General features: G+C 65.3%; 14 protein-coding genes, 1 other RNA gene and 1 riboswitch. Of the genes, 13 read left to right on the plus strand and 2 right to left on the minus strand.

Annotated elements, in window-relative coordinates:
- Nucleotides 1-361: 361 nt before the first annotated feature.
- Complete coding sequence (locus J7367_RS14120; protein ID WP_057663374.1) at nt 362-1,180, plus strand: DUF3014 domain-containing protein; 819 nt, start codon at nt 362-364, stop codon at nt 1,178-1,180.
- Between the two features lie 225 nt (nt 1,181-1,405).
- On the opposite strand, the gene J7367_RS14125 is transcribed toward J7367_RS14120, so the two are convergent.
- Nucleotides 1,406-2,113 (minus strand): glutathione S-transferase, encoded by a 708-nt coding sequence (locus tag J7367_RS14125; RefSeq protein ID WP_057663339.1) that lies wholly within the window; start codon nt 2,111-2,113, stop codon nt 1,406-1,408.
- A 45-nt stretch (nt 2,114-2,158) separates the two neighbouring features.
- Entirely contained in the window at nt 2,159-2,467 is a 309-nt protein-coding gene (locus J7367_RS14130; RefSeq protein WP_007962811.1) for a GIY-YIG nuclease family protein, read from the minus strand.
- 369 nt (nt 2,468-2,836) lie between these two features.
- On the opposite strand from J7367_RS14130, the gene J7367_RS14135 reads away from it, so the two are divergent.
- The 12 genes from J7367_RS14135 (at nt 2,837) to cobO (ending at nt 17,593) form a co-directional block, all read left to right on the plus strand.
- Complete coding sequence (locus tag J7367_RS14135; protein WP_057663342.1) at nt 2,837-4,996, plus strand: TonB-dependent receptor; 2,160 nt, start codon at nt 2,837-2,839, stop codon at nt 4,994-4,996.
- A 67-nt stretch (nt 4,997-5,063) separates the two neighbouring features.
- On the plus strand, nt 5,064-6,392 hold the full coding sequence (locus J7367_RS14140) for an LLM class flavin-dependent oxidoreductase (RefSeq protein WP_057663345.1): 1,329 nt from the start codon (nt 5,064-5,066) through the stop codon (nt 6,390-6,392).
- Between the two features lie 16 nt (nt 6,393-6,408).
- The gene (gene mgrA, locus J7367_RS14145; RefSeq protein WP_057663348.1) at nt 6,409-7,449 is read left to right on the plus strand and encodes an L-glyceraldehyde 3-phosphate reductase; all 1,041 of its coding nucleotides are present in this window, start codon (nt 6,409-6,411) and stop codon (nt 7,447-7,449) included.
- Between the two features lie 11 nt (nt 7,450-7,460).
- On the plus strand, nt 7,461-8,573 hold the full coding sequence (locus tag J7367_RS14150; RefSeq protein ID WP_057663351.1) for an aliphatic sulfonate ABC transporter substrate-binding protein: 1,113 nt from the start codon (nt 7,461-7,463) through the stop codon (nt 8,571-8,573).
- 118 nt (nt 8,574-8,691) lie between these two features.
- Nucleotides 8,692-9,486, plus strand: coding sequence for an aliphatic sulfonate ABC transporter permease SsuC (gene ssuC / locus J7367_RS14155; protein ID WP_057663354.1), 795 nt, complete (start codon nt 8,692-8,694; stop codon nt 9,484-9,486).
- Nucleotides 9,483-10,310 carry an ATP-binding cassette domain-containing protein gene (locus tag J7367_RS14160; RefSeq protein ID WP_057663356.1) on the plus strand — a complete coding sequence of 276 codons (828 nt, stop codon included), beginning with the start codon at nt 9,483-9,485 and terminating at the stop codon, nt 10,308-10,310. Before ssuC ends, J7367_RS14160 begins: the two co-directional genes overlap by 4 nt.
- Before the next feature lie 264 nt (nt 10,311-10,574).
- Complete coding sequence (gene clpB / locus J7367_RS14165) at nt 10,575-13,160, plus strand: ATP-dependent chaperone ClpB (RefSeq protein ID WP_007963705.1); 2,586 nt, start codon at nt 10,575-10,577, stop codon at nt 13,158-13,160.
- 159 nt (nt 13,161-13,319) lie between these two features.
- Nucleotides 13,320-13,543: riboswitch (cobalamin riboswitch) on the plus strand.
- A gap of 113 nt (nt 13,544-13,656) precedes the next feature.
- A complete protein-coding gene (gene btuB / locus J7367_RS14170) occupies nt 13,657-15,534 on the plus strand; it encodes a TonB-dependent vitamin B12 receptor (RefSeq protein WP_057663377.1) in 1,878 nt (625 codons plus the stop codon).
- A gap of 60 nt (nt 15,535-15,594) precedes the next feature.
- Nucleotides 15,595-15,669, plus strand: a non-coding RNA gene (locus J7367_RS14175) — sX9 sRNA.
- Between the two features lie 126 nt (nt 15,670-15,795).
- Nucleotides 15,796-16,380, plus strand: coding sequence for a hypothetical protein (locus tag J7367_RS14180; RefSeq protein ID WP_022558692.1), 585 nt, complete (start codon nt 15,796-15,798; stop codon nt 16,378-16,380).
- The gene (locus J7367_RS14185; protein WP_057663380.1) at nt 16,380-16,985 is read left to right on the plus strand and encodes a hypothetical protein; all 606 of its coding nucleotides are present in this window, start codon (nt 16,380-16,382) and stop codon (nt 16,983-16,985) included. Before J7367_RS14180 ends, J7367_RS14185 begins: the two co-directional genes overlap by 1 nt.
- Nucleotides 16,982-17,593, plus strand: a complete 612-nt coding sequence (gene cobO / locus J7367_RS14190) for a cob(I)yrinic acid a,c-diamide adenosyltransferase (protein WP_057663358.1) — start codon at nt 16,982-16,984, stop codon at nt 17,591-17,593. The genes J7367_RS14185 and cobO overlap by 4 nt, the downstream gene beginning before the upstream one ends.
- Nucleotides 17,594-17,658: the final 65 nt, after the last annotated feature.

Raw genomic sequence — 17,658 nt, forward strand, 5'->3', positions numbered from 1 at the left:
ATTCCCGCGGAAAGCGCCAGAAATGGCGAAATTCCGAAGTTCCAAAAGCCACTCTTCGGAACGACGCCACCTTCCGCCCTGTCAGGTCTCGTTGTTCAGACCTTCCCTAAGTGAAGTGGATCGCGGCATCCATGCTGCATAAGGTGCCGCGATAGCGGGCAGGCAAGGACCAGTTGAACTGGTCGAACTGTAGGACGTCCAACATACAGCGGCGAGCCGGCCGCTGCCTTTCCCGGAAATTGCGAGCGTATCGCGCTACGCCTCAACTCAAGCGACTAAACGAGCGACACCGTAAATGGATGGAACCACTGCAGCATCCCACGGTCACACCCTGGATGTTGTCGATGTCAGGAGATCCATGATGCAAAGCAAGTCCTCGCGCTGGCCGTGGTTGTTGGCGGTCCCCTTGATCTCTGGCGCCGCGTGGTGGCTGTTCAGCGGCCCGCCCGATCCGCAGGGCCGCTTGCCTGCACCCATCAGCCGTACCGCCAGCGCGGTAGCCGCTGCAGTCAACCCGCAGCCAACGCCGGCGGGCAACGAGCCACGTCATCCGCTGCAGGTACCCTCGGCCGATGCTGCCGATGTGGCAATTCCGCCATTGGCGCAAAGCGATGATGCCGCGTGGGAAGCGTTGCTGACGTTGGTGCAGGACGAGACTGCGTTGTCGATCGTGCTGCGCAAGCACCTGATCGAACGTGTTGTGGTGATGATCGACAATCTGACCCAACCCAGCATCAGCCGCCGCGCCTCGGTGCTGCAGGCGGTGTCGGGGGACTTGCAGATCTCCAGCACAGACAATCAGCTGATGATCGATCAGGCCAACGCGGCGCGCTATGCGCCTTACGTGACTGCATTCACCAGCGTGGACGCGCAGGCCTTGGCGCGCAGTTATGTGCGCTTCTATCCGCTGTTTCAGCAAGCGTATGCGAATCTGGGTGCCCCGGACCGCTACTTCAACGACCGCGTGATCGATGTGATCGATCACCTGCTGCGCACGCCGCAGCCGGCGGAACCGATCGGCGTACGACGCGACGAGCGTGGCCGTTATCTCTTTGTCGATCCGTCGCTGGAATCGCTGTCGGTTGGCCAGAAGGCACTACTGCGACTCGGGCCGACACAAGCCGCTGCGGTGAAGGCGCAACTGCAGCGGATTCGCGCGGCGCTGCTACAAGGGCGCTGAGGCCGTTTGCATCCAAATCATGCAAGGGTGAAGGCCGCATGTCATGCGGCCATCCGAACTTTCGTGCGATGGTGAGCCCGCACGCGCATGCAGCGATGGAACGCACCCTGATGAACGCCCGGACGTCTGACATGCCGCGTGATCGATGACGGCAGTCAGCGCCATATCGTGATGCCGCGCTGGTCTGCTGCAGTTCGTCGCGCGCGATGACCCTTGCCCCAACGCCTATTCTGCATCCAGTTCCGGGTAATGCCGGAAGATTCCGTTGGTATTGAAGGCCACCCGTCGTTCGGACGCCAGATACGCCGCAATACGCGGTCGCGTGGCCACACGCTGCTGCAGCGCCTTCAGGCCGGGTAGGTCTGTGGCCAGCGTCGCCATGCGCTTGGGGAACATGTACTCCAGGCCGCTGACCAGCTGGAACAGCGACAGATCGACGTACGAATGCGTGCCAAGCACGTGCGTGCCGCCGGCCCGTTGCAGCACCCGCTCGAAATACCCGAGGAATTTAGGTAGGCGGTTGTCGCGCAGGTCCTGCGCGCGCTTGGCCGCTTCGGCCTGTTGGTCTTCGTAGTACAGGCCAGTCGCAATCGGGTGGTGCGTGTCGTGTACTTCGGCCACCAGGTCGGCAATGGTCATCTGCAACTGCAGCGCCTGTAGGCGCTGCGGCTCCGAATCGGGCACCAATTGCAGCTGCGGCCCGATGAAGTGCAGGATCGCCGCGACCTGCGCCACCACGATGTCACCCGCGTTCAGAAATGGCGGTGCGAATGGCTGCGCACCTGGGTGCTCCCCTTCCAGAAAGGCATTCATGACCTCGTCGCCTCGCGTCCGCGCCACATCGGTGTAGGCGGCGCCAGCATCTTCCAGGGCCAATCGCACGAACTCGCCGCGGCCCTGCAGGCCGGTCCAGTAATACAGTTGATAGTGCATGCGCGGCTCCGCGATCGAGGGCAGGGCAGCGTAGAAAACCCGCGGCTAGGCGCGCGTGAGCGACGCGTCAGCAGGTTGTGACTCGTGGACGGTGTGCGGCTGCGCCTGCAGCCAGGCGAGTTTGCGCGCACGCGGCAGGCGTTTGAGTGCGCACTCTGCGCGTGATGCGCTGGCGCGGTCCGGGTATGTGTGACTGGCAAGCACCTGCACGGGCGGGTTGGCGCGCGTGTAGCGTGCGCCGGTGCCACGCAGATGCGCCTGGAAGCGCCGTTCCAGATCGTTGGTAATGCCGGCGTAGTAGCTGCCGTTGCGACACAGCAGCAGGTAGAGGTGCCAGGGCTTGGGTGCATCCATCCGTGCATTATCGCCACCTGCATGGGCTTGCGCAGCGTGCGTGCGCGACAGGCTATCCGGCCGCCTGCCAGGCGCGATCCGCCGCAGGAGTGAATAACCACCTAAACATTGGTTATTTGACGCTCGCGACGCCGGCAAACAGCATGCCGTATTGCATTGCGCGGTCGAGACCGGCTTGGCTGGCGGCACCTAACCCACGCGGCGCGGCGCCCCCACGGCGCATGCCGGCTGCAGCAACACCGCGCACCCACCACCCCATACAGAAGGACGTCAATGATTGCGCGACACCGGAGCCCGGCGGGCATCGTTTCTGCCTCCAGATGGTGGGGGACACCGCAGTTGCTGGCATGGAGTCTCGCTTGCGCCTGCATGCCGGCCGTTGCCGACGAAGTGGGCGATGCCGACGCAGCGCCGGAGCGCACGGCGCAGACCCTGGGGGCGGTGACCGTCACCGCCACGCGTCGCGAAACCACCTTGCAACAAGTGCCGGTGGCGGTGTCCGTGGTGCAGGGCGAAACGCTGGAGCGCGAGAACCGCAACAGCGTGGCCGACTTTCCGGCGCTGGTGCCCAGTCTCACCTTCCGCACCGGTGCATCCAACAAGGACACCTCGTTGTTCCTGCGCGGCGTGGGCACCATTTCGACCTCGCCGGGCGTGGAGCCCAGTGTGGCCACCGTGATCGATGGCGTGGTGCTGGGCCGACCCGGCCAGGCCACGCTGGATCTGCTCGATGTCGAGCGCATCGAAGTGCTGCGCGGGCCGCAGGGCACCTTGTTCGGCAAGAACGCCTCGGCCGGCGTACTCAATATCGTCAGCAAGCCGGCGCCGGAGGCGTTCGGTGGCTATGTGGATTATTCGCACTTCGGTGGCGGCGACGAAGACCGTGTGCGAGCCAGCGTTGGCGGCGCGCTGGTGCCGGAGGTGCTGAAGGCGAGCGTCTCGGCGTTGTGGGCCGAGTACGGCGGCAACGTGCATAATGTGGCCGATGGCCAAACGGTCAACGGTTACCAGCGCTCCGGTGCACGGTTGCGGATGGATCTGACCCCGAACCCGAGCTTGAATGCAACGCTGCTGGCCGATTACCTGCGCTCGCGCAGTGATGCGCCCAGCGGCGTGGTCGTTGCCAGCACCCGCGCGGATTTTGCCGCTGCGCTTGCGCCGGTGGTGGCGCGTGCCGACAACCGGCTGATCAACAGCGATTACCGCACGCATCTGGAAGACACCAACAAGGGAGCCTCGCTGCAGCTGGACCAGCAACTCGGCGATGCGCTGCTGACCTCGATCAGCGCTTGGCGACAGTGGGACAACACCCAGTTCCAGGATGGCGACCGCACCGCGCAACGCAGCGCGACGTTTCCGTCTTCGCACGACCGTGGCGATCTGGGGTATACACAATACTCGCAGGAACTGCGTATCGAGACGCCGCGCGACCGTGCGGTGGAAGCAGTGGCCGGCCTGTACTACCTGCATGCGCGCAGCGACGAAACCTACCAGCGCACGGTGATCTCGCCGACCGCCAGCAACCTGGGCGTGGCCGATTACGGCACCCGCGCGCAGACCTATGCGGTGTTCGGCGAGGCCACCTGGCATTGGCGCCCGGATCTGCGCGCCTTGCTGGGCGCACGCTTCACTCGCGACACGCTCGACTATCAACACCAGCGCGTGTCCACCTCTGCAACCGCAATCACCGGCATCCAGCCAGCCACCGCCAGCAATGGCAGCACCGCAGAAAACGGCGTCTCCGGCCGCACCGGTCTTCAGTACGATGTTGATGCGCAGACCACCGGCTACCTCACGTATTCGCGCGGCTACAAGGGCCCGGCCTACAACGTGTTCTTCAACATGCAGCCGCGCGATACGCCGGCGCTGAAGCCGGAAACTTCCAACGCGTGGGAGCTGGGGTTGAAGGCACGTGCACTGGAGGACCGCCTGAGTGCGAACCTTGCGTTATTCCATACGCAATACGCCAACTACCAGGCCAATTTCTTCGACACCGTGGCCGGGCAGGTGGTGACGCGCTTGATCAACGCCGGGCAGGTGCGCACGCAGGGCGTGGAACTGGATCTGGAGTATCGGCCCACCGAGCGGCTTAGCCTGGCCGCTTCGCTGGCCTATACGCAGGCGCGCATCCAGCGCTTCGCCTGCCCGGCAGCTGCCGCGGCCAACTGCAATGTGGATGGCAAGCCGTTGCCGTTTTCGCCCGACTGGAAGGGCAACCTGCGCGCGGGCTATCGCGTGCCGTTGCGCGGCGGTCTGGCGCTGGAATTCAACGGCGATGTGAGCTGGCAGGACAGCGTGCAGTACGACCTCAGCCAGACCGCGCAAACCATCCAGGGCCCTTACGCAATCTGGAATGCCAGCATTGCGTTGGCCGACGATCTGCATGGCTGGCGGGTGGCGGTGCTGGGTCGCAATCTCGGCGACCGTGCGTATGCACCGTTGCTGGCCAATGCGACCGGCAACGTCTATCGATTGGTGCCACGCGACGATCAGCATTATGTCGGGCTGCAAGTGCATAAGGATTTTTGAGCATGAGGTTCGCGCTTTTTGATGTGGCGATGCGCAACACCATGGCTGCCGTGGACGGTGGGCTGCGATGAGCGCGCCACGTCAGCTGTCGCTGGGCGCCTTCCTGATGGCCACCGGGCATCATGTGGCAGCGTGGCGGCATCCACAGGCCAGTGCCGATACACTGGTGTTCGACCACTACCGCGAGATGGTGCGCATCGCCGAAGCCGCGAAATTCGATACGGTGTTCGTCGCCGACAGCCTGGCTGCGGCCGGTGGGCCGGTGGCCTCGCGCATGGCGCGTTCCAGCCTGTTCGAGCCGCTCACGCTGCTCAGCGCACTGGCGGTGGTGAGCGAGCGCATCGGTCTGATCGCCACCATGACCACCAGCTACAACGAGCCGTACCACGTGGCGCGCAAGTTCGCCTCGCTGGATCATCTCTCCGGCGGGCGTGCCGGCTGGAATCTGGTCACCTCCGATGCGGCCGATGAGGCGCTGAATTTCAATCGCGATGCGCATTACGTGCACGCCGAGCGCTATGCGCGTGCGCGCGAATTCCAGCAGGTGGTCGCCGGACTCTGGGACAGTTGGGACGACGATGCCTTCATTGCCGACACCGCCACCGGCCTGCATCACGACCCTGCGCGGGCGCATGTGCTGGATCACCGCGGCAGCCATTTCCAGGTGCGTGGCCCACTCAATATTGCGCGCGCCCCGCAGGGGCATCCGGTGCTGGTGCAGGCCGGCTCGTCCGAGCCCGGACGTGCGCTGGCCGCCGAGACTGCCGAGGTGGTCTTCACCGCGCAATCGTCATTGACCAAGGCACAGGCGTTCTATGCCGACCTCAAGGGCCGGCTGGACCAGTTCGGTCGCGCACGCGATGCGTTGAAGGTGTTGCCCGGCGTGTTCATCGTGGTGGGCCAGAGCCAGGCCGAAGCGCAGGATAAATTCGAGCAGTTTCAGGACCTGGTGGAGCCGGAGGTGGGTATCGCATTGCTGTCGCGCATGCTGGGCAATTTCGATCTGTCGGCCTATCCGCCGGATGGTCCGCTGCCGGATTTACCGCTCACCGAAACCGGCCAGCGCAGCCGCCAGCAGTTGTTCACCGAACTGGCGGGACAGGAGCAGTTGAGCATCGCCCAGCTCGGCCGGCGCATCGCGGGCGGGCGCGGCCATTACAGCCTGATCGGCACCCCCACGCAGATCGCCGACGAGCTGCAGGCCTGGTTCGAACAGGGCGCTGCAGACGGCTTCAATGTGCTGGTGCCGCATCTGCCCGGTGGCCTGGCCGATGTGGCTGCGCATGTCGTGCCGGAATTGCAGCGACGTGGACTGTTCCGGCGTGAATATGCCGGGCGCACGCTGCGCGACCATCTGGGGTTGCAACGCCCCGTCAATCGCTTCAGCCCACGCTGACCAACCGGACATTCCCATGCGCTATCTCGCACATCCCGATCGTTACGACCGTATCGCCTATCGCCGCGTTGGCCGCAGCGGCCTTGTGTTGCCTGCGTTATCGCTGGGCCTGTGGCACAACTTCGGCGACAGCACGCCGATCGAAACGCAACGCGCACTGCTGCGTACCGCGTTCGATCTGGGCATCACCCATTTCGACCTGGCCAACAACTACGGGCCCCCCTACGGCAGCGCGGAAATCAATTTCGGCCGGCTGCTGCATGAAGATTTCAAGCCGTATCGCGATGAGTTGATCATCTCCACCAAGGCCGGCTGGGACATGTGGCCGGGCCCGTACGGGCAGGGCGGCAGTTCGCGCAAATACCTGTTGTCCAGCCTGGATCAGAGCCTGCAGCGGCTAGGCGTGGACTATGTGGATATTTTCTATTCGCACCGTTTCGATGCGGACACGCCGCTGGAGGAAACCGCCGGCGCATTGGCCAGTGCGGTCCAACAGGGCAAGGCGCTGTATGTCGGCATATCGTCGTATTCGGCCGGGCGTACACGCGAGATCGCCGCACTGCTGCGCGAGTGGAAGGTGCCGCTGCTGATCCATCAGCCGGCCTACAACCTCTTCAACCGTTGGGCCGAGCACGAGCTGTTCGATGCCACTGCGGAGGTGGGCGCTGGAGTGATCGCCTTCACACCGCTGGCGCAAGGTCTGTTGACCGGCAAATATCTCAATGGCGTGCCCAGTGATGCGCGCGTCAACCGCCCCGGCGGTCAGTCGCTTCGGCCGGAACATCTGTCCGATGACAACCTGCAACGCGCGCGTGGGCTGGATGCGATTGCGCGCGGGCGTGGGCAGAGCCTGGCGCAGCTGGCATTGGCCTGGGTGCTGCGCGATGCGCGCGTGAGCTCGGCGTTGCTGGGCGCCAGCCGTCCGGAGCAACTGATCGAAAACGTGGCGGCATTGCAGGCGCCGCCGTTCAGTGCAGAAGAGTTGGCCGAGATCGATCGCCATGCGGTCGAGGGTGGCATCAACCTCTGGGAAAAACCCTCAACCGATTGGCAATGAGGACTCTGCCGATGCGCTACCGCGTTCCCGCAATCACCAGCGAGGCTGCGATGCAGCCATCGTGCCGGCGTGGCCGGGGTGTGCAACCAGCAGCTGCGATGCGGGCAACGGGTTGGCAGCAGACGGTGTACCGCTCGCTGATGGCCGCGCGTGCGGCCGCGTACGCCGCGTTGGCAAGTGCCTTGCTGTTGGCGAGCATTGTGTGGGCGCAGCCTACGCTGGCGGCCGAGCCGGCGCAGTTGCGGATCGGTTATCAAAAGGCGGTCTCCAGTTTGGTGTTGGCCAAGCAGCATCGTTTGCTGGAGCAGCGCTTTGCGCAGACCAAGATCACCTGGGTGGAATTTCCGGCCGGCCCGCAACTGCTGGAAGCATTGAATGTGGGCAGCATCGACCTGGGCGGCGCCGGCGATATTCCACCGCTGTTTGCGCAGGCTGCCGGTGCCGATCTGCTGTACGTGGGCTGGGTGCCGCCCACGCCCGAGGCCGAGACCATTCTGGTACCGAGCAAAAGCGCGCTGCGTACGGTGGCCGACCTCAAGGGCAAGCGTGTCGCCTTTCAGAAAGGCTCGAGTGCGCACAATCTGCTGTTGCGGTTGTTGGCCAAATCAGGTCTGGGCATGCGCGATATCACGCCGCTGTATCTGTCGCCGGCCAATGCGCGTGCGGCGTTCGCGGCCGGGCAGGTGGACGCCTGGGCGATCTGGGACCCGTGGTATTCGGCGTTGACGCTGGATGGCAGCGCCCGCCTGCTCGCCAATGGCGAAGGCCTGGGGCTCACCGGCGGGTTTTTTCTGTCGTCGCGTCGCTATGCCACGGCGTGGGGGCCGTTCGTGCAGCAGGTGATGGGCACGCTCAACCAGGCCGATGGCCTGCTGGAGCGCGACCGTGCCGGCAGCATCAAGATATTGGCGCAGGTGAGTGGGCTGCCGCCCGCAGTGGTGGAACGCACGCTGGCGCATCGCCCGCCGGCCAGCGTGCAACCGCTCAGCGCGCAGATCATCAAGGCGCAGCAGGCCACTGCCGACCTGTTCTATGCGCAGCGCCTGTTGCCCAAACGCGTGCTGGTGGCACCGGCGGTCTGGCGCGCGCCGGCTGCTGGCGCAGCGCAGGCGGCGAGCAAATGATGCGTTCGAATGCATACAGTCGCAGGGTGCAGGGCCACGAAGTCACAAGCGTGCAAGTGTGCGCTGGCATTTCAGTGCGACAGGGCGCGAGACAAGGCACTATCACCGAGATGCTGCGATGAGCGCCATTTCGCGCCGTGTGGGCAACGCGCTGGTGCCGTGGCTGCTGCCCTTGGCCTTGCTGTTGGCCTGGCAAATTGCAGCCTCCAGCGGTTGGTTGCCGCAGCGCATTCTGCCCGCGCCGGATGCGGTAATGCGTGCGGCAGTCACGCTGGTGCGCAGCGGCGAGCTGTGGCAACACCTGGCCATCAGCAGCTGGCGCGCGGCGGTCGGCCTGGCGATTGGCGGCAGCATCGGATTTGCGCTCGGCCTGTTGACCGGCGTCTGCCGCGTGGCCGAGCGCCTGCTCGACAGCGCCCTGCAGATGCTGCGCAACGTGCCGCATCTGGCGCTGATTCCGCTGGTGATCCTGTGGTTCGGTATCGATGAGGGCGCCAAGCTGTTCCTGGTCGCGCTTGGAACGTTTTTCCCGATCTACCTCAATACTTATCACGGCATCCGCAGCGTGGATCCGGCCTTGATCGAAATGGCGCGCAATTACGGCCTGCGATGTCCGCAACTGTTCTGGGATGTGTTGTTGCCGGGTGCACTGCCGTCGATTTTGGTGGGCTTGCGATTTGCGCTGGGGTTGATGTGGCTGACGCTGATCGTGGCCGAGACCATTTCCGCCAGCTCCGGTATCGGCTATCTGGCCACCAATGCGCGCGAGTTTCTGCAGACCGACATCGTGGTGGTGGCGATCGTGCTGTACGCCTTGCTCGGCAAGCTGGCCGACATGGCCGCGCGCGGCCTGGAAGCGGTGTGGCTTGGCTGGCATCCCGCGCAACAGCAGCGTGCGGAGCTACGCCGATGAGCGCTGCCACCATCGGGCTGCCGCTGCGCGTAGGCGGAATTGCCAAGCGTTATGGCGACAGCGACGTGTTGCGCGGCATCGAGCTGGACATCGCGCCTGGTGCGTGCGTGGCGATCGTGGGGCGCAGCGGTTGCGGCAAGAGCACGCTGCTGCGCGTGATTGCGGGGTTGGAAGCCGCCGATGTCGGCACGGTCGACAGCGGGCGCGCGCCATTGGCAGCCCAGCGCGATGCGGTGCGGCTGATGTTTCAGGATGCCCGCCTGCTGCCGTGGAAGCGGGTGATCGACAATGTGGCGCTTGGGTTGGGCCGGGCCGGTCGTGCGCAGGCGCAGCAGGCGCTGGACGCGGTGGGCCTGGGCACGCGCGGCAACGCGTGGCCGTCCGCGTTGTCGGGCGGTCAACGTCAGCGCGTGGCACTGGCGCGTGCCTTGGTGCATCGACCGCGGCTGTTGCTGCTGGACGAACCGCTGGGGGCGCTGGATGCATTGACCCGTATCGAAATGCAGCAGCTGATCGTGCAGTTGTGGCGGCAGCATGGGTTTACGCTGGTGTTGGTCACCCATGACGTGGCCGAGGCGAGCGCGCTGGCCGATCGCATCGTGGTGCTCGAACACGGCAAGGTTGGCCTGGATGTGCCGGTGCCGGTGCCGCATCCGCGTGCGCCCGGGCTGCCCGCGCTGGCGACGATCCAGGCACAGGTGCTGTCGCGTCTGCTGGGCACGACACAGGTGCTGGAGCCAGCTGCCCCGAAGGCGCAGACGCGCCACGGTGCACCCCGCGAGGCGACGGCGCAGGAAACCTCGCCGTTGCAACGCATCCTCTAGCCCCGCGCGTGTCGGGCTCAGCGCCCGAGACCATACCAGCGCCTGCGCGCCGTTTCACTAACGCCCACGGCGACATGCCGGGTCACTGGCTGGTGCGTCACCCGGCGGTAGCCCACCTGCACGTCCCGCTTCGCCACGCCCGCTTAGGTAGCGTCGGCCTGGCCGCTTCCATCTCCAGCACCGGCACACCTTGAAACCCCGCTCGGCAACCGCATCTGCACGGTATCGCCGGCGGTGCCGGCCACCTGTTCAGAGGATCTCCCCATGCGGATGGACAAGCTCACCTCGCGGTTCCAGCAGGCGCTGGCCGACGCGCAGTCGCTGGCCGTGGGCCGCGACCACAACATCATCGAGCCGGTGCACGTGCTGGCCGCGCTGCTCGACCAGAGCGGCGGCAGCACGCGCCCGTTGCTGTCGCAGGCCGGCGTCAACGTGCCGCTGCTGCGCGAGCGCCTCGGCGAGGCGCTGGACACGCTGCCCAAGGTGTCCGGGCAGGAAGGCAATCTGTCGATCGGCAACGATCTCAATCGCCTGCTCAACCAGACCGATAAGCTCGCCCAGCAACATGGCGACGCGTTCATCGCCAGCGAATGGTTCGTGCTGGCCGCCGCCGACGATGCCAGCCCGCTGGGCGTGGCGTTGCGCGCTGCCGGTGGCGACAAGAAGAAGATCGAAGCGGCCATCGACAAGCTGCGTGGCGGCGAAACCGTGCAGTCGGAAAATGCCGAAGAACAGCGCCAGGCGCTGGAGAAATACACCATCGATCTGACCGCACGCGCCGAGAGCGGCAAGCTCGATCCGGTGATCGGCCGCGACGAGGAAATCCGCCGCACCATCCAGGTGCTGCAGCGCCGCACCAAGAACAATCCGGTGCTGATCGGCGAACCCGGCGTGGGCAAGACCGCCATTGTCGAGGGCCTGGCCCAGCGCATCATCAACGGCGAAGTGCCCGAAGGCCTGCGCGGCAAGCGCGTGCTGTCGCTGGACATGGGCGCGCTGATCGCCGGTGCCAAGTTTCGCGGCGAGTTCGAAGAGCGCCTGAAGGCGGTGCTCAGCGATCTTTCGAAGAACGAAGGCCAGATCATCCTGTTCATCGACGAGCTGCACACCATGGTCGGCGCCGGCAAGGCCGATGGCGCGATGGATGCCGGCAACATGCTCAAGCCGGCGCTGGCGCGCGGCGAGCTGCATTGCATCGGCGCCACCACGCTGGACGAATACCGCAAATACATCGAAAAAGACGCCGCACTGGAGCGCCGCTTCCAGAAAGTTTTCGTGGGCGAGCCGACGGTGGAAGACACCATCGCCATCCTGCGTGGGCTGAAGGAACGCTACGCGGTGCATCACGGCGTGGAGATCACCGACCCGGCCATCGTGGCTGCGGCAACGTTATCCAACCGCTACATCACCGATCGCCAATTGCCGGACAAGGCCATCGATTTGATGGACGAAGCCGCGTCGCGTATCCGCATGGAGATCGACTCCAAGCCGGAGGAGCTCGATCGCCTGGAACGCCGCCTGATCCAGCTCAAGATCCAGCGCGAGATGCTCAAGAAGGAAAAGGACGAGGCCTCGCGGCAGCGCCTGGCCGATCTGGAGAGCGATATCGACAAGCTCGAACGCGAGTTCTCCGACCTCAATGAAGTGTGGAAGTCGGAAAAGGCGGCGCTGCAGGGCACGACCAAGATCAAGGAGCAGATCGAGCACGCCAAGCTGGAACTGGAGGCCGCGCAGCGCCGCCAGGACTACGCCAAGATGAGCGAGATCCAGTACGGCGTGCTGCCGCAACTGGAAAAGCAGATGCTGCTCGCCAACGAGGTGGAGCACCACGATTTCAAGCTGGTGCAGGACCGCGTGACCGCCGAGGAAATCGCCGAAGTGGTGTCGCGCTGGACCGGCATTCCGGTCAACAAGATGCTCGAAGGCGAGCGCGACAAGCTGTTGCGCATGGAAGACGAACTGCATCATCGCGTGGTCGGTCAGAACGAGGCGATCAAGGTGGTCTCCGATGCGGTGCGCCGCTCGCGTGCCGGCCTGTCCGACCCGAACCGCCCCAGTGGCTCGTTCCTGTTCTTGGGTCCCACCGGCGTGGGCAAGACCGAGCTGTGCAAGGCGCTGGCGGATTTCCTGTTCGACAGCACCGAAGCGATGATTCGCATCGACATGAGCGAGTTCATGGAGAAGCATTCGGTCGCGCGCCTGATCGGTGCACCTCCTGGCTATGTGGGCTATGAAGAAGGCGGTTATCTCACCGAGGCCGTGCGGCGTCGTCCGTATTCGCTGATCCTGCTGGACGAAGTGGAAAAGGCGCATCCGGATGTCTTCAACATCCTGCTGCAGGTGCTCGACGATGGCCGCCTGACCGATGGCCAGGGCCGCACCGTGGACTTCCGCAATACCGTCATCGTGATGACCTCCAACCTGGGCTCGCACCAGATCCAGGAGCTGTCCGGCGACGATAGCGCCGAGGCGTACACGCAGATGAAGGCCGCGGTGATGGGGGTGGTACAGGCCCACTTCCGCCCGGAGTTCATCAACCGGCTCGATGACATCGTGGTGTTCCATCCGCTGGACAAGGCGCAGATCAAGTCGATTGCGCGCATCCAGTTGCAAGGCCTGGAAAAACGCCTGGCCGAGCGCGGCCTCAAGCTGGACCTGGACGATGCGGCGCTGGAGGTGCTGGGCAGTGTCGGCTTCGACCCGGTGTACGGGGCGCGCCCGCTCAAGCGCGCGATCCAATCGCAGGTGGAGAACCCGCTGGCGCAGCAGATCCTGTCCGGCCAGTATCTCAGCGGCGAGAGCGTGCGCGTGCGTGCCGACGGCGGACGGCTGGTGTTTACCAAGGACTGAACGCGCGCGGCTGTGCGACACCTGCACGGCGTAGGAGCGACCTGGGCGCGATGGACGTTCCCGGTAGAGCCATCGCGTCCAGGTGCGCTCCTACAGCGAGCTGGAACGGGCGGCTGGCAGGTCGCCGCAGATATCGGCGGCGCGGTCCGCCAATCCTGCTACCATGCGCGCCCCTGAGGTGACTGCCGGTTGGCCGGTGGTTTAAACGGGAATCCGGTGCGCGTGTCGCCTTGGCGAACTGCAATTCCGGAGCTGCCCCCGCAACGGTGGGCGAGGTCAGATGCCGCAATACGCCACTGTGCAGTCGCATGGGAAGGCGCGGCATCGGAGGCGCCAGCTTCCACTCGCAAGCCCGGAGACCGGCCTGAGGGATTGACCCGGCACGCGGTGGGCGTGGCCTTGCTCGTCTGACGCTGCGCGCCGGACGCTTGGCCCGTTGCTGCCTGCCGCCCGATTGCCCACGCGCGGGTTGGCGCGGTTCCAGGAGCAGCAGTTGATGTCCCTTTCTTCCGTTTCGCCGCCTCGTGCCGTGCTCGCCGTGGGGCTGTCGCTGTGCGTTGCCACTGTGGCCCACGCCGAGGCCGTCATCGATCTGGACCACGTCGTGGTCACCGCCTCGCGTACCGCACAGACCCAGGACCAGACGCTGGCGCCGGTCACGGTCATCGACCGCGCGCAGATCGAGCGTCGTCAGGTCAATTCGCTGCAGGACCTGTTGCGCGGCGAGGCGGGCGTGTCGCTGGCCAACAACGGCGGACCCGGCAAGGCGACCTCGCTGTTCCTGCGCGGCACCGAGGCAGACCATGTGGTGGTGCTGATCGATGGCGTGCGCATCGGCTCGGCCACCGCTGGCGGCGCGGCGTTGCAGGATCTGCCGATCGAGCAGATCGAACGCATCGAAATCGTGCGTGGCCCGTTTTCCAGCCTGTATGGCTCCGAAGCGCTGGGCGGGGTGATCCAGATCTTTACCCGGCGTCCGCAAGGCGGTTTCGTGCCGACCTTGAGCGTGGCGGCCGGCAGCGACAACGCGCGCCGCTACGGCGCGGGCATTGCGGGGCGCAGCCCGGGCGATCTGAGCGACGCCGGTGGTTGGTATTCGGTGAACGCCGTGCACGACGAAACCGATGGTATCAACGCGTATCTGGATACCAGCTCCAGCGCCTACGACCCGGACCGCGACGGCTATCGCAACGATTCGTTGAGCGCGCAGGGCGGCTGGCGTTTCAATCGCCAGTGGGATGCCGATGTGCATGTATTGCGCGCGCAGAGCCGTAACGAATACGACGGTTCGGCATTCGGCGGCAATCTGAGCAAGGGCGTGCAGCAGGCCATCGGCGGCCGCGTGCGTTACGCGCCGAGCGATGCGCTCAAGCTCACGGCCAGCGTGGGCAGCAGTGCCGATCTGAGCGATGCGTACTACCAAGGCGCCTACCTGTCGACCTACGACACCCGCCGCAAGCAGGGTGCGTTGCAGGCCGATCTCGACACCGGCCCCGGTCTGCTCACGGTCGGCTTCGATTGGCAGCGCGACGCCATCGCCAGCAGCGACAATTACGATTCCGACAGCCGCATCGACCGCGCCGCATTTGCGCAATGGCAGCAGACGTTTGGAAGCCAATCGCTGCAGGCCAGCCTGCGTCGCAACGACAACAGCCAGTTCGGCGGCAAGACCACCGGCAGCCTGCTGTGGGGTTGGGATGTCGCCGAGCATCTACGCCTGACCGCCAGCTACGGCACTGCGTTCAAGGCGCCCACCTTCAATGAGTTGTATTACCCCGATTACGGAAACCCGCTGCTCGGGCCGGAAACCTCCAAGAGTGCCGAGCTCGGTCTGCGCGGTCGCTACGACTGGGGCACCTGGACGCTCAGCGCGTTCCAGACCCGTATCGACGACCTCATCGCCTACGATGGGTCGTTGGTGGATGCGACGCATCCGTTCGGGCAGCCGAACAATATCGATCGGGCGCGCATTCGCGGCGTGGAAGCCGGCTACGACACCGAGCTGGCCGGCTGGACCCTGCGTAGCGCGTTGACCTGGCTTGCGCCGCAGGCCGATGGCGAGGTCAATCATGGCAACTGGTTGCCGCGGCGTGCGCGTCAGAGCGGGCGCATCGATGCCGACCGCAGCATCGGTGTATTCGGCATCGGCGCAAGCCTGTTCGGATCGGGCGCACGCTACGACGATCTGGCCAATACCGATCGCCTGGCCGGCTACGGCTTGCTGGATCTGCGCGTGAGTTATGCAGTGAATGCGGACTGGAAGGTGCAATTTGCCGCCAACAATGTGTTCGACCGCCACTACGAAACCGCACGTTGGTACGCCCAGCCAGGCTGCAATTATCTGCTGACCTTCCGCTACCAACCGGCGCACTGAGAGCCGTCGGCAACACGACTGCGCAGCCACCGGATGGGCGCGGGCGGTGCCCGGATCCGCCTGGACCAGGCGGACACCGCGGTTGCTCGCGCTGTCCGCGTTCACCTGGCGATTGCTCACGACATTTTGTTAGCCGGTCTAAACGCGCAGTCGGCGCTTGCTGCTGGATGCAAGGATCGTTACGGTTTGCAGGGGGCAATCATTTGCCTGATGTCTGTTGCGCCATCCGGGTGGCGATCGAAAATCTGAAGGAGACCATCGATGCCGCCGTTATCCCGCTCTTCCGAACGCCTGTTGTTCATCGCTTCGATGCTGCTGATGACCGCGACCCGCTTCCATCATGTCAGTGACTGGCTGCACCTGCCGGATGCATCCATGGCCGTGTTCTTTCTCGGCGGTCTGGCATTGCGGCGGCACGGCTACTTCGTCGCCTTGCTGGGGGTGTCGGTGGCGATCGATTGGGCTGCGGTGCGCCTGGCCGGCGTCAGCGACTTCTGCATCACGGCGGCCTACGCGGCATTGCCGGTGGCCTACGGCGTGCTCTGGTACGCCGGGCGCGCGACTCACGCACGTGTGCGGCCAAGCGCTGCGTCGCTGAGCATCACCTGGGGTCTGGGCACCTTGGCCGCCGTGCTGTCGTTCTTGATCTCCAATGGCGCGTTCTACTGGTGGGGCGGGCGCTACACCGACCCGCACTGGGCGCAGTATCTGCAGCGCGCCTGGCAGTGGGGGCCGCTGTTCGTGCGTACGACAGCGCTGTATCTGGCGGTGGTGCTGGCAGCCGCATGGTGCGTGCTGCGCTGGCGCGCCGCAACGCCGTTCTCCGCGCCATCGGAAGTGTCATGATGATGGCGCGGCGCGCAGCTGAGACGCCGTTGCCTTTGCACGGCGCAGCGGCCAGAGCGTGCGGCATCGCACTTGCGGTCTTGATGGTCTGTGCGCGCGGCGAGCATTTTGCGAATGTGGATGCCTTGCCCACGGCTTCATGGGCGGTGTTTTTTCTGGCCGGAGCGTTGTTACGCCCGCTGTGGATGTTGCCGCTGCTGTTCGGGATCGTATCGCTGCTGGATTTGATCGGCCTGGCCTCGGGCAGCAGCAGCGACTGGTGCCTGTCGCCGGCGTACTGGGCGTTGGCGTTGGCGTACGCCGCGTTGTGGTGGGGCGGCCTGCTGTCTGCGTTGCAACTGCAGCGCCAGGCCTGGCGTCGTGTCGTCGGGCCGCTGTTGGCCTTGCTGATCAGCGGCAGCGCCGCCTATCTGCTCTCCAAAGCCGGCCTCTATTTTCTGTCTGGTCGCTACCCGCATGCCACGCTGAGCGGGTTCATTGCGCGCGTGCCGGCGGACTATCCACACGCCCTTGCAACCCTGGCCGGCTATGTCGGCCTGGCCTTCACCCTGTTGGCTGCACGACGCGCCGCTGGCGCACGTCCACCCCTTGGAGCACGTGCATGACCATCCCCGAGCACGATCAGGCGCATTATCGCGAACGTGCGCAGCGCAAGAAGCAATTGGTCGACCGGCGCATCGCACGTGCGGTGATCGACCGCGGTGTGCTGCTGGTCAATACCGGCAATGGCAAGGGCAAGAGCTCGTCCGGCTTCGGCATGCTGGCGCGCTCGCTTGGGCATGGGCTGTATTGCGGCGTCGTGCAATTCATCAAGGGCACGTTTTCGACCGGCGAAGAAGCGTTTTTCCGTCGCTTTCCGGATCTGCTCGATTATTACGTCATGGGCGAAGGCTTCACCTGGGAAACCCAGGACCGCGCACGCGACATCGCCGCCGCGCAGGCCGCCTGGCAGCTCGCGCGCGGCATGCTGGCCGATGCGCGCTACGACTTCGTGCTGCTGGACGAACTCAACATCGCCCTGGTGAAAGACTACATCGCGCTGGATGAGGTGCTTGCCGCCGTGGCCGCGCGGCCGCCCGGCCAGCACGTGGTGATCACCGGGCGCGGCGCGCCGGCCGGGTTGATCGAGGCGGCCGATACCGTGACCGAGATGCGCCTGGTCAAGCACGCCTTCAACGCCGGCATCAAGGCACAGCTCGGCGTCGAGCTGTAGCCGTGAGCGTGCGCATGCAACGCCTTGGATGGCTCGGCATGCTGGCTGGCATGCGCCGGGACTGC

This window comes from Xanthomonas sp. D-36-1 (genome assembly GCF_017746155.1).
Lineage (GTDB): Bacteria > Pseudomonadota > Gammaproteobacteria > Xanthomonadales > Xanthomonadaceae > Xanthomonas > Xanthomonas cissicola.

Coding starts and splice junctions, on each gene's coding strand:
- J7367_RS14150 (WP_057663351.1), top strand. CDS start 7,461: ATGCGCTACCGCGTTCCCGCAATCACCAGCGAGGCTGCGATGCAGCCA.
- ssuC (WP_057663354.1), top strand. CDS start 8,692: ATGAGCGCCATTTCGCGCCGTGTGGGCAACGCGCTGGTGCCGTGGCTG.
- J7367_RS14185 (WP_057663380.1), top strand. CDS start 16,380: ATGATGGCGCGGCGCGCAGCTGAGACGCCGTTGCCTTTGCACGGCGCA.
- J7367_RS14135 (WP_057663342.1), top strand. CDS start 2,837: ATGCCGGCCGTTGCCGACGAAGTGGGCGATGCCGACGCAGCGCCGGAG.
- J7367_RS14125 (WP_057663339.1), bottom strand. CDS start 2,113: ATGCACTATCAACTGTATTACTGGACCGGCCTGCAGGGCCGCGGCGAG.
- clpB (WP_007963705.1), top strand. CDS start 10,575: ATGCGGATGGACAAGCTCACCTCGCGGTTCCAGCAGGCGCTGGCCGAC.
- J7367_RS14120 (WP_057663374.1), top strand. CDS start 362: ATGCAAAGCAAGTCCTCGCGCTGGCCGTGGTTGTTGGCGGTCCCCTTG.
- btuB (WP_057663377.1), top strand. CDS start 13,657: ATGTCCCTTTCTTCCGTTTCGCCGCCTCGTGCCGTGCTCGCCGTGGGG.
- J7367_RS14130 (WP_007962811.1), bottom strand. CDS start 2,467: ATGGATGCACCCAAGCCCTGGCACCTCTACCTGCTGCTGTGTCGCAAC.
- cobO (WP_057663358.1), top strand. CDS start 16,982: ATGACCATCCCCGAGCACGATCAGGCGCATTATCGCGAACGTGCGCAG.
- J7367_RS14140 (WP_057663345.1), top strand. CDS start 5,064: ATGAGCGCGCCACGTCAGCTGTCGCTGGGCGCCTTCCTGATGGCCACC.
- J7367_RS14160 (WP_057663356.1), top strand. CDS start 9,483: ATGAGCGCTGCCACCATCGGGCTGCCGCTGCGCGTAGGCGGAATTGCC.
- mgrA (WP_057663348.1), top strand. CDS start 6,409: ATGCGCTATCTCGCACATCCCGATCGTTACGACCGTATCGCCTATCGC.
- J7367_RS14180 (WP_022558692.1), top strand. CDS start 15,796: ATGCCGCCGTTATCCCGCTCTTCCGAACGCCTGTTGTTCATCGCTTCG.